This window comes from Ruegeria sp. BHSB064, from assembly GCF_059613205.1.
Window position 1 is genome coordinate 1 of record NZ_JBXWSB010000129.1, and the last position, 11754, is coordinate 11754.

Consider the following 11754-nt stretch of genomic DNA (forward strand, 5'->3'; position numbering starts at 1 on the left):
GATCAAAGATCAGGCGCTAAGAGAGTAAACTGATCGAGCAAGACGGCTGTTTGCCTGGTTTTGGCATGAAAACATCACCGAGCTAAACACTGGGAGCCACAAACTTAGTCGATCAAGACTTCTGTTACTTCCAGTCAACATCGCCCAGAAAGATGTACCCGGCACCATAAATCGTTTTGATAAGGCGCGGGTTCTTGGGGTCTTCACCAAGTTTGGTGCGCAGCCTGGATATTCGAACATCCATTGCCCGGTCAAAGCTGTCACCTGCTGCACCGCCCAACGACTCCTGCATTTGCCCCCGACTGATCAGGCGCTTGGGGCTCTCCAGAAACAACCTCAGAACTTCGCCTTCCGCATGGCTGAACGGCGTTTCCGCGCCCGCCCCGTTCTCAAGCACATAACGGTCAAAATGTGCTGTCCAACCATTGAACACAGCCGTATCCGAATGTGACGTTTGACCACGCGGGGTACGCAGCCTTGCCCGTATCCGAGCGACAACCTCCGCTGGATCGAACGGTTTTGTTATGTAATCATCAGCACCAAGCTCTAACCCCGTCACGCGATCCTGCACCTGTGCCCGGCCAGATATGATAATGACTGTCGCGCCCTGTTCCAATGCAAGGCGATGAACCAAAGCCAGCCCGTCTGTGTCTGGCAAAGACAGATCCACCAGACAGACATCTGGTGTCACGCGATTCAGCGCCGCCTCGAATTCACGCGCGCGAGAGAAACTTTGCGTTCGGAAACCGGCATCTTCCAAAGCATCCGTCAGGATGCGGCGTATCTCGGGTTCGTCATCGAGAATAGTCACCAGAGGTTGCGTCATCAGGCTGCCTCGGTTTGGATCAGTGCAGACAATTGCGCCTGAGAGAACGGTTTAAGCAGCACCGGAGCCAAAGCAAGTGCCTGTTGGTGCAATGGATCAGAATTAGGTAGAGATGTCATCAGGATACACGGGAACCCGGGCTTTACTTGCCGTAATAGATCCAGCCCTGTTTCCCCTCCTTCCAGGCGGATATCGGACAGGACCATCGAGATGTCTTCGACGCTGGAAAGCAGCGCCACCGCTTCATCGACAGAGTTGGCTTCAATTACAGACAAACCCAACTCCACCAACATGTCGCGAAACTGACCGCGCAAATCATCGCTGTCTTCCACCAACAGGACAAGACCGCCTCGCGCCGGCGGAGCTGGTCGGTAGGGTAACCGCAGAACGACGGATGCTCCTGACGGGGTATTCTTTAAGTTCAAATCGCCCCCCGTTAGTTTCACAGTGTCATAAACCATGGGCAGACCCAGTCCGGACCCATCGCTGCCTTTCGTCGTAAAGAAAGGGTTTAGCGCTTTCTCCAACGCCTCAGGGGAAAATCCCGGACCAGTGTCCGACACGGTAATCTCGACCCAAATTTTTCCGATGGCATGTGCGCTTATGGTGATCTGACCAGAATTACCGCACGCGTCCCGCGCATTCAGAACCAAGTTCAACAACGCGTCCTGGACCATACCCGGATCCAACATCAATGCCTGATCCGGCAAAGTGTTCACGACAGAAAGCCCCATACCACGCGGCAGGGACGGGGTGGCCAGTATCCGAAGATCTTCCAGTAAACCACGCATATCTGTTGCCTGAGGCTGAGGCGTTCTGTTTCCGGTCATATCCGCGATCCGGTTCAGCAATTGTCCGCCCCTGCGCGCCGTTTGTTGGGTAGCGACGACAAGCTCTTGCGCTTCATCCGGCAAGTTCATCTTGTCCAGCCTAGATTGCATACCAAGGATGATCGTGAGCAGGTTTGAAAAGTCATGCGCAAGGCCGCTTGTCATTTGTGCCGCCATCGCTCTGCGACGCGTCTGCTGCAAGGCAACCCGCGCTTGGGTTTCCTCGGTGATGTCCACAGACATGACATACACGCCCCCTGCCCCATCCGGTGTGAATGAAACACGGATGCGGCGAGAATCCTGATCTTCGGTGAACTCAAAAACAGACGGCTCGCCGTCGTAAGCCTTTTGCAGATGGCTTTCCACGCGTGCGAAAGCCACAGAACCAAGTGCCTCAGAGATATGGAGCCCCAAAATATCAGAAGGACGCCCGGGCATAACCGCGCTCAGACGTCGGTTAGAGTAGTCGTATTGCCCGTCACTGTCCAAATGCGCGATATGAGCCGGCATCATCTCGGTCACCAAGCGCGTCCGGGCCTCGATTTCGGTCAGTTCCCGTTTGGCTTCTTCCAAAGCGGCGATCGTGGCAGCAAGCTTGCGGTTGGTGGCCGACAACTCTTCTGCATGACCCAGCAACTGTTCCGACAATTCCTCGGACCGTGCCCGCAGCAAGTTCTCGGCCCGCCGCGTACCGGTGATGTCGGTATAGACCGCAACCCAACCCCCTTGAGGCAATGGCGCGCCTTCGATTGAGACAACTTGCCCGTTTGGACGCACCCGTTCCATGTAATGCGGCTCAAACGCCAAAGCTTGCTCGACGCGCAAGTTGACCATGTCCTCCACACTTTCGTCGTGGCCGTATTCTCCGCGGCTGGCAAGAAAGTGGATGGTATCTCGAAACAGGGCTCCGCGTTGAACAAGTTCGTCCGGCAAGTCGAACATTTCCTGAAACCGGCGATTGCTGAGGACCAGCTGCAACTTGTTGTCATAAATGGAAAGCGCTTGACCAATCAGGTTCAACCCCGCCGTGGTCATCGCCTTGATACGCTTTTCAGTTATGTCCAAGTTTGCCTTCTCCACAGCCTCTGCCTAGCACCAGTTGCCTGGCGCGGATAGTGGAATTCATGTTTGGTACCTCGCTGCGCCGGTTCAGGACCCGCCGTGTAAGGGCAAAGCATTAGCGGCGCGGTATGCCTCGACATATCCTCTGGCGACAGACCGTACAGCGCGACCTATCTGGGCATAGGCTTCGTCCGGCAGGTTGGCAAAGGACACGCGCGCAGACCAGCCCGGCGCATCAAACCCGCTGCCATTCAACAGAACTATCCCGTGATCCTCGGCAAGTTTGAAGGCAATATCGAGCGGATGTACGTTCTTCTTGATCCAAGCCACAACGTCGTCGCCAACATATTTGCGCAACCAATACTCGAAATCGATGATCCCATAGTAGGCGTCGTAGTTTTCGCCAGCATTGACCTCGATCCCCATGGCCTCGGTCAACAGTTTGAACCGCCGATGCACAAGCTCCATGCAGGCGGTTTGATAATCTTTCTTGGTATCCACCAGTTCGACCAGCGAAAACAGGGTCATCATGACCTGTTGAGGTAAGGACAGACCTGCTGTGTGGTTCAGGGCAACGTCCCGGCTGTCTGCAACCAGACGATCAACAAAGCGGATATCCCGTGGGGTAAGGCTCAGCGTGCCATAGCGTTTGTCCAGCGTCTGCTTAATCTCTTCGCTGTGCTCTGCCAGTTTGAGGTCAAAAATATTGTCTTGCGCAACGGCGATGACACCCAGGCGCCAGCCCGTGCAGCCAAAATACTTGGAATAGGAATAAACGCCAATTGTGTTGCGTGGCATGTACCCCATGACCGATGTGAAATCATGCACGAAGGTTCCATAGACATCATCTGTCAGAACGATGAGATCGGGGCGGTGGTTCTCGACCACATCCGCCAGTTTTTCCAGAGATGCCTTGTTCAGGGCAACTGACGAAGGATTACCCGGATTGACTAGAAAGAAGGCTTTTACTTTGGGGTCTTTCAGTGTCTCGACGGCTGCATCGGTCAATTGGAAGCCATCTTCTTCATCCGTTTCCACATGCACGGATTCCAGGCTGTAATCCTCCAACTCCGGCATTTCGAGATACGGGGTGAAGATCGGGGTACACAGCGCAATCGTATCGCCTGCGTTCAGCAAACGGTTGGCTTTGAGTGATTTGAAGATGTAGCACATCGCAGCTGTGCCGCCTTCGACAGCAAACAGATCAAATCGTGCATCTGGCTGTCGACCGGAACACATGGCCCACATCAGATATTCATGTGCGATGATTTCGTTGTGGTACAGGATGCGGTCCGGCACGGGATAATTGTCGCCAATGATCGAATCCGTCAGTTCATGAACAAACGCATCTGCATCAAAGTCGAAAGCAAAAACGGCGTGTTTGACCACGGTCACCAAGGTATCGGTGCCCGGCATTTCGGCATTTGCTTCAGCCCAACGTAAAAAGCGATCATGGCATCCTTTGATGGCCGGCATCCCACCCAAACCCGCGGGATGGTCCATAACGCGTTTGGCTTCGGTTATGGCAAATTGACCAAGTGCAAAGAAAGCTTCACGCGGGCGTGTCGCGATCCAGTTGGGGTTTCCTCGCCCCGCATTCAGAAACGCACTGTTGGATTTTCGCGCTTCATCCGAGGCCAGTTTGATCAGCTCATCCTTGATCTGAAAGGGGCTGAGCGCTTCGTAATCGTGCAGTTTCAGACGGTCCATACCACATACCTTTCCAAATCAACTGAGGATCAAAACAACAACCATGCCAAAGATGGTCAGTAACGTATTCCCGATCGCATAGGGCATCCCATACCCCAGCGCTGGTATTCGGCTTTGAGCGGCTTCCTGAATCATCCCGAGTGCCGCTGTTGTTGTTCGCGCACCCGCGCAGGCCCCGAACAAAATGGCGGGATGGAACTTGAAAACATAGTGGCCCACATAGACAGAAAAGATCATGGGCAATGAGGTGGCGACAATGCCCCAAAGCAACAATGCGATGCCGGCCTGTTGAAGCCCCGCGACAAAACCAGGGCCGGCACTGATCCCAATCACAGCGATAAAAACGTTCAGGCCAAGTGTATTCATCAACCACAAGGACGGGCCGGGTATCCGCCCGAACGTTGGATGAACCGTTCGCAACCAGCCAAGCAATAGCCCTGACAACAGGGCTCCACCTGTTGTAGACAGGCTGATTGGGAATCCCCCCATGGTGATCGCCAGGGTCCCGACCAAACCGCCAAGAAAGATCCCCCATCCGACAAAGGCAAGATCCGTCGTGTCCACCGGACGGTCTGCATACCCTATCTGGGCGATTGCGGCTTCGACATGGCGCTTTGACCCAAGAACCGTCAGGATGTCGCCGCGATGCACGACGGTTCCCGGCAACAGCGGCAGTTCGACCATGTTGCGCATCAGTTTTGAAACATAGACGCCTCGCGCCAGCGAGAGCTTGCTTAGGTCCTCCAGCGTTTTTCCGTGAACCTCTTTGCTGGTGATCAGAACATCCAGCTTCTCAGTTGGCGTGTTTAGCAATTCAGGGGCGTCAGCCTCTTTCATGCGCCCTTCCAGCAGGCCGACCAAGTCCGCGCGTCGCCCCGAAAACATAACGATGTCGCCCGCCTGAAGCTCTGTACTGTCCTCAACCTCGATAATTTCATCGCCGCGCTTGATCCGTTCCGCATAAATCCGCACTCCGGGCATCAAGTCCTTGACTGGGTGGCCTATCAAATCACTGTCGTCTGGTATTTCAAACGCCCGTGCTTCGATCATGCGATAGGCCGAAACGATACCGTCGCCCGCCTCCACCGCCGCGCCGCCACCTAGCTGGGCTTCGTATTCCTTACAGGCGGCAACCAAATCCACACCAATCAGGCGCGGACCGATCTTGGCCAGAATGATGGCCGAGCCGATTGTGCCGTAAATATAAGTTACAGCGTAAGCGATCGGAATTTGATTGGCATAGGTCTGCGCCTGCTCTGTCGACAGGCCCAATTGATTGATCTGATCTGTTGCGACGCCAATTGCGGCCGAAATTGTCTGCGACCCCGCGTACAGGCCCGCCGCAAATCCCAGCTCCAGACCCGCGACCATTGCGGATATGACCGGCACAATCAGACAGAGGGCCAGAACACTGAGCGCAAAAAAGACTTCACGCGCACCGTCTGCTTTGAGGCCACGAATAAACTGCGGGCCGACCCCATAGCCGACCGCAAATATGAACATGATGAAAAAGGTCGATTTGACGGCCGAGTCGATTTGTATATGGGTTTGCCCAATGATCACGGCCGCAAGCAATGTTGCCGTGACCGTCCCCAGACTGAACCCGAAAAGCTTCTTGGGGCCGATCCAGAACCCTACCCCTATCGACAGAAAAACCGCCAGTTCGGGATAGCTGCGCAGAACATTCACAAACCAATCGCCCATCACCGTCCTCCCCAGAACACCCTGCAAGCAGAAAGGTGTGTTTGGAAAATTGAAATCACTGACAAGCCGATCTGGACAATTCAATCAGAAACTAAAAACCAATGCACCGAAACCGCAGGCCGTCAGAGCGAAAATTGAAGCGTATTTTTCAAGGACGATACCGTAAGATATGAATTTGTCTATCAATTTTCGGAAAATAGTTATCAGCCACCAAAGCGTTGCCTAATACCGAGAGCGGGATTTTGCACCGTCCCTCGTAATGGAATGCAATGACAACGTATGGTCCATATTGCGCATGCGATGCCGCAACATCTGACGGCTCAACCGGGCAAGATCGGATGCAAACTCGGGCTTGTTGGCCACATTCTCAAACTCACCATTACCTTTGCGGTCAAACAGAATGGGCGGCAGATCTGCGGCAAATTCAATCAGGGTAAAACGATCATCCCGCAAGATCCCCAGGCAAGAGTCGCTGTTTCCCGTTCCCAGCCGCTGTTGCCAAAGGGTCGGATTTTCAGGTTCCGAGAAGTCCAGTTCACTAAACGAATACTTGCGCCAGTCTTTGGGAACCTCGCCATGCAACAACGGCATCAAGGATCGACCATCCATCGCGTTCGGAGCCGTTTGCCCGATCCAGTCAAGGATTGTCGGCGTTACATCTACTGACTCAGTTGGCACTTTTATTTGAGCACCTGCATGAGCGTCGTTCCCCGGCAAACGGATCATCAACGGTGTATGATAGGCCGCATCATAGACCGTCATTTTGCCCCAGCTGTGGCGATCCCCCAGCATTTCGCCATGGTCAGCGGTGATAACCACCATCGTGTCGTCATATTGCCCGCTGTCCTTCAGGTATTGCACGACGCGACCGATATGGTGGTCAACCTCTGTTGCCAGTCCTAAATAGACCGCGCGCAATGTACGAATGTTTGCGTCTGTTGGCTCAACTTCATCAAAGCCGTGAACAAACTCTTTTGCTGTATAGACATCCAGCTTCGGGCCGAAGAACGGGTGCAGTTCTTTCTCGGCCTCCGCGCTGTGCAACCGTTGTGGCAGAGGGATATCTGCAGGGTTGTACATGTCATTGTACGGAGCAGGTGCGACCAGAGGCGGATGTGGACGGATATAGGTCAGATGGGCAAACCAGCCCTTTCCTCGATGGGGCGCGATGCCGTCAAGGAATGCATCGGTTAGGAACGCCGTGTCGCTGTCTTCCGCCCGATACAGTGCCGGATCGTTCAATTTCGGGGGCTGATCGTCTGTTGAGACGGGTTTGTAAATATCCCAATACTGATCGAACTCATACCCTTTCTTCATCAGATGCGCTTGCCAGGGATACGATTCTTCAAGACGCATTTCGACGACTTCCAGAAAGCCGTTCATGGATTCCTCGTAAGACCTGAGCACCGGGTCGTTTGCGTCATGAACCCGCGGGTCAGCAGAGGTGTCTGTGTACCCAAACAGCATCGGTGTATATCCCGCTTTGCGCATTTCTGTGGCAATGTTCGGGGTGTCGTGGCGCAACGGCGTTCCATTTCTGGCAGACCGGTGGTTCATCGCATATTGACCGGTCAGAAGCGATGCACGCGAAGGGCCGCAAGGATTGGTGACAGAATAATGCCTTGTGAAGGTCACGGCGTCATCCATGAACGCCCTAAGGTTAGGGAGGTCCACGTGATCCGCCAACGCGCCGCTCAGGCAATCAGCCCGAAGCTGATCAATGATTATGAACAAGACGTTTTTGGCCTCAGGCATACGAACTCTCCGGCTCTGAACTTGATTCCTTCGCGGAATGTGTCTGGCTTCTCGTGCTCAAGCAACTGATTAAATGAAAACATCACCGCTTTCTAAGGCTGCCAAAGAGAAACAAATGTACCCGTGCCAAGTGGTGTCGGGCGTGACGCATGCGCCATCCTGCATCACAAAAACCCTGCCTTTCGGAACAAAGACTTGCGGGCCAAAGGGGTTTTACTTCACATGGCGATATGACGAAGCCAGCGATAACATCCGAGCGCGATACTGACGGTACCCATGTCCGTGTCACGGGTGAATTGCTGACCCAATCGTTGCAGTCGGTAGAACAAGATTTTGCGGCCATTCAACCCTCGACGGACAAGGTTGTTATTGATTTGTCCCACATTGAGGCGCTGGACACCGGCGGCGCATGGCTGATCGCTGATCTTGGTCGGCGGTTCACCGCGAACGGTGCGACGATGGAAATCCAAGGGGCAAAGCCTGCGCACGCCAAGCTCATCGATACAGTAACGCATAGTATTCCGGACAAACCCGGCAAACTCGAAGATCCCCGCAGCTTTGTGGACTGGGTTGCCGATGTTGGCCGCAGCACGTTCGGGGCCTGGAAAGACACGCTTTCGATTCTGGAATTTCTGGGGCTTACGTTGCATCGGTTACTCCGAACCGTTGTGATGCCCTGGCGGTTGCGCAAGGCAGCGTTGGTCACGCATATGGAGGAAACCGGCGTCAAAGCCCTTCCGATTGTAGCCTTGATGGGATTTCTGATCGGCGTTGTTCTGGCCTTTCAGGGCGCAACCCAGCTTAAGCAGTTTGGCGCAGAGATCTTTGTGGTCGAATTGATCTCAATCTCGGTTCTGCGCGAATTGGGAATTTTGCTGACCGCCATCATTGTTGCGGGCCGCTCGGGTTCTGCGTTCACCGCATCCATCGGCTCGATGAAAGTGCAGGAAGAGATCGATGCCATGCGAACCCTAGGGCTGGATCCGATTGAGGTACTGGTCATTCCCCGTGTCCTTGCTCTTTTGATCATGCTTCCCATTCTGGGCTTTGTGGCAGACATAGCGGGCTTGTTCGGTGGCGCCTTGATGAGCTGGATTGACCTTGGCGTGAGCCCGGGGATGTTTTTGACACGACTGAAGGAAAACACGGACGTCTGGCAATTGGCGGTGGGTTTGATCAAAGCGCCCTTTTTCGCTTTGGTCATTGGCGTGATTTCTTGTTGGCAGGCCATGCAGGTCAGGGGGTCAGCGCAAAGCGTGGGCCAGCGCACGACGGCATCGGTTGTGCAGTCCATCTTCATGGTTATTGTGATTGATGCCTTGTTCTCGATTTTCTTCTCGGAGGTCGGAATCTGACATGATCAGCAGTACACAACAGGCACCAGCTTTGACAGAAACGCAGCGCGAGGCCGTGATCCGTGTGCGTGGCCTTAGAAACCAATTCGGAACGCAGGTTGTACATGACAACCTCGACCTCGATGTCTGGCGTGGCGAGGTTCTGGGAATTGTCGGCGGGTCCGGGACAGGCAAGTCCGTTTTGCTCAGAACAATTGTCGGCCTGAACAAGCCCGCTGCGGGAAGTATCGAGGTTTTGGGCGTTGATGTTCTGAACGGCCCCGAGGAAGATCGGCGCAGGATCGAACGCCATTGGGGCGTAGCATTCCAGGACGGCGCATTGTTTTCCTCTTTGACCGTGTTGCAGAACGTAATGGCCCCGCTGCGCGAGCACACTGGCCTCAGCGAAAAGTTGATGGAGTCTCTGGGCGCGCTGAAGATCAGTCTGGTGGGTTTGCCACAACTGAGCTGCGGCAAGTTTCCGTCCGAGCTATCCGGCGGCATGCGCAAACGGGCAGCGCTGGCGCGAGCATTGGCATTGGACCCCGAAATTGTATTTCTGGATGAGCCAACCGCTGGATTGGACCCGATTGGTGCAGCAGCTTATGATGAGCTCATTGGTGAACTGCAGCGGGCTCTTGGGTTGACCGTATTTATGGTTACCCATGATCTGGACAGCCTTTATGCCATTTGCGACCGGATTGCCGTACTTGCAGAAAAGCGCGTGCTGGTCGAAGGTCCGATAGAAGACATGACCAAGGTCGATCATCCTTGGGTGCAGGAATACTTCACAGGCCCCCGCGCCCGCGCAGCACAACAGAAGGGCCAGGACAGGTAGAGGCTATGGAGACCCGAGCGAATTATATCCTGATTGGCGCGTTTACCCTTGCGGGACTATTGGGCGCATTTGGTTTTTTCCTGTGGCTTGCCAAATTTGAGGTCACACGCCAGTACGCTTACTATGACATCTTATTTGACAACGTCTCAGGGCTTTCCGCTGCCGGAGGTGTAAGCTTTAACGGTCTCCCTGTGGGGCAGGTCATTTCGTTGAATTTGGATGATGACGATCCTTCAAAGGTCAGGGTACGCATCGAAGTGGACGCAGACATTCCGATCACCGAAGAAACGGTGGCGCAGTTGCAATCACTGGGCGTTACCGGTGTCGGTTATGTTGAGTTAACAGGTGGGTCACCTGGATCACAGCGATTGGCGCAGGACAGTGTGATCAAAAGCAAGCGAAGTACCATTCAATCCTTATTCGAAGGCGCGCCAAAGGTTCTGGATGAGGCTGTCACCCTTTTGGAAAGTCTAAACAAGGTCGTAGACGACAAAAACCGGGAAGCCGTGAGCAGCATTCTGGACAACCTTGCGTCCGCTACAGGACGGTTGGACAATACGCTGACCAGCTTTGAGTCTGTCGCCAGCGACATCGGCAGTGCGGCCAAGGATATAGGCGAGTTCTCAAAACGTCTGGATCCCCTGATCGAAACAGCGGATACAACGCTGAAATCCGGAACGGAGACACTGAATTCGGTCAAATCCGCATCTGAATCGGCAAAAGCCGCGCTGGATGAGGCAAAAACCACGATCCAGACCGCGGACCGCATTCTGCAACAGGACATTCAACCCTTCATAGAACGCGGCTCGCAACTGGCTGAACGTTTAACCCTGTTGTCTGACGAAGGCAGCGTTACGCTTGGACTAGTCAACGAAACCGTCCTGAACGCCAATACAACGCTGGGCTCGATCACTTCAGCGATGGACACGGCAAAAGGGGCGTTGTCTTCGGCAGAGACAGCATTCAATTCTGCCAACCGCGTTATGGAAGAAGAAGTCGCGCCTGTTGCAGCCGACATCCGCAAGGCCGCCAATCAAGTGACCGAAACCGTTTCGAACATCACTGAAAAGATCGACCAAATCTCGGACGATGTTCTCAGCGCATCGAACTCGGCGTCCGAACTGCTGGGCACCATCGATGGCATCGTTCAGACCAATCGTCGCCAAGTGTCGGACTTCCTGCGCGTTGGCCTTCCGCAATTTGTCCGTTTCGTCGAAGAAGCCCAACGCCTTGTCATTAGTGTAGACCGTCTTGTGGACAAGGTTGAACGAGACCCCGCACGTTTCCTGTTAGGCACCCAAGCATCGGAGTTCCGTCAATGATCAAGCCTGCTCTCGCTTTGCTGGTGGTTGCCCTGATCGGCGGCTGTGCCGGTCTAGGAACGTTGCAACAAGCAGCCAAACCCAATGATCTGTACCTGTTGACGCCCAAAAGCACGTTCTCGTCTGCGTTGCCCAGAATACAGAAGCAGATCGTTGTTCAGGAACCCACGGCCACTGCCGCGGTAAATACCGATCAGATTGCCATTCAGCCAACGCCTTACCAGGTACAATACCTGCCACGTGCACGCTGGGTTGATCGGGCACCTCTGATCGTTCAGACGCTACTGGTGGAAAGCTACGAAAACTCTGGAAAAGTTGCCGCGGTTGGTCGTTCTACGGTTGGCCTGAGGGCTGACTATGTAATCGCACCGGA

General features: G+C 54.3%; 9 protein-coding genes. 4 read left to right on the plus strand and 5 right to left on the minus strand.

The genetic code is table 11. The features are described 5' to 3' along the window. Positions 1 to 124: 124 nt before the first annotated feature. The 5 genes from AC2FNU_RS20975 to AC2FNU_RS20995 all read right to left on the minus strand — a co-directional run bounded on the left by AC2FNU_RS20975 (position 125) and on the right by AC2FNU_RS20995 (position 7887). Entirely contained in the window at positions 125 to 826 is a 702-nt protein-coding gene (locus AC2FNU_RS20975; RefSeq protein ID WP_496792114.1) for a response regulator transcription factor, read from the minus strand. Next, positions 826 to 2691 carry a PAS-domain containing protein gene (locus AC2FNU_RS20980; protein WP_496792130.1) on the minus strand — a complete coding sequence of 622 codons (1866 nt, stop codon included), beginning with the start codon at positions 2689 to 2691 and terminating at the stop codon, positions 826 to 828. Before AC2FNU_RS20980 ends, AC2FNU_RS20975 begins: the two co-directional genes overlap by 1 nt. 114 nt (positions 2692 to 2805) lie before the next feature. Next, positions 2806 to 4428, minus strand: coding sequence for a bifunctional aspartate transaminase/aspartate 4-decarboxylase (locus AC2FNU_RS20985; RefSeq protein ID WP_496792116.1), 1623 nt, complete (start codon positions 4426 to 4428; stop codon positions 2806 to 2808). Between the two features lie 18 nt (positions 4429 to 4446). Continuing rightward, positions 4447 to 6132: an aspartate-alanine antiporter gene (gene aspT, locus AC2FNU_RS20990; RefSeq protein ID WP_496792118.1), complete on the minus strand. Its 1686-nt coding sequence runs from the start codon at positions 6130 to 6132 to the stop codon at positions 4447 to 4449. 222 nt (positions 6133 to 6354) lie between these two features. After that, positions 6355 to 7887 carry an alkaline phosphatase family protein gene (locus AC2FNU_RS20995; RefSeq protein ID WP_496792120.1) on the minus strand — a complete coding sequence of 511 codons (1533 nt, stop codon included), beginning with the start codon at positions 7885 to 7887 and terminating at the stop codon, positions 6355 to 6357. A gap of 230 nt (positions 7888 to 8117) precedes the next feature. Here AC2FNU_RS20995 and AC2FNU_RS21000 point away from each other — a divergent pair, with 230 nt between their 5' ends. The 4 genes from AC2FNU_RS21000 to AC2FNU_RS21015 all read left to right on the plus strand — a co-directional run. Beyond that, positions 8118 to 9242, plus strand: coding sequence for an MlaE family lipid ABC transporter permease subunit (locus AC2FNU_RS21000; RefSeq protein ID WP_496792122.1), 1125 nt, complete (start codon positions 8118 to 8120; stop codon positions 9240 to 9242). Position 9243: 1 nt separating this feature from the next. Then, positions 9244 to 10059: an ABC transporter ATP-binding protein gene (locus AC2FNU_RS21005; RefSeq protein ID WP_496792124.1), complete on the plus strand. Its 816-nt coding sequence runs from the start codon at positions 9244 to 9246 to the stop codon at positions 10057 to 10059. Between the two features lie 5 nt (positions 10060 to 10064). Continuing rightward, the gene (locus AC2FNU_RS21010) at positions 10065 to 11381 is read left to right on the plus strand and encodes an MlaD family protein (RefSeq protein WP_496792126.1); all 1317 of its coding nucleotides are present in this window, start codon (positions 10065 to 10067) and stop codon (positions 11379 to 11381) included. Continuing rightward, positions 11378 to 11754 (plus strand): ABC-type transport auxiliary lipoprotein family protein (locus AC2FNU_RS21015; protein ID WP_496792128.1); only part of this gene is annotated, 377 nt, incomplete at its 3' end. The genes AC2FNU_RS21010 and AC2FNU_RS21015, both read left to right, overlap by 4 nt.

Excerpts from the sequence above, each read along its gene's own strand:
- AC2FNU_RS20975 (WP_496792114.1), bottom strand. The coding sequence starts at position 826 with ATGACGCAACCTCTGGTGACTATTCTCGATGACGAACCCGAGATACGC.
- AC2FNU_RS20980 (WP_496792130.1), bottom strand. The coding sequence starts at position 2,691 with ATGACCACGGCGGGGTTGAACCTGATTGGTCAAGCGCTTTCCATTTAT.
- AC2FNU_RS20985 (WP_496792116.1), bottom strand. The coding sequence starts at position 4,428 with ATGGACCGTCTGAAACTGCACGATTACGAAGCGCTCAGCCCCTTTCAG.
- aspT (WP_496792118.1), bottom strand. The coding sequence starts at position 6,132 with ATGGGCGATTGGTTTGTGAATGTTCTGCGCAGCTATCCCGAACTGGCG.
- AC2FNU_RS20995 (WP_496792120.1), bottom strand. The coding sequence starts at position 7,887 with ATGCCTGAGGCCAAAAACGTCTTGTTCATAATCATTGATCAGCTTCGG.
- AC2FNU_RS21000 (WP_496792122.1), top strand. The coding sequence starts at position 8,118 with ATGACGAAGCCAGCGATAACATCCGAGCGCGATACTGACGGTACCCAT.
- AC2FNU_RS21005 (WP_496792124.1), top strand. The coding sequence starts at position 9,244 with ATGATCAGCAGTACACAACAGGCACCAGCTTTGACAGAAACGCAGCGC.
- AC2FNU_RS21010 (WP_496792126.1), top strand. The coding sequence starts at position 10,065 with ATGGAGACCCGAGCGAATTATATCCTGATTGGCGCGTTTACCCTTGCG.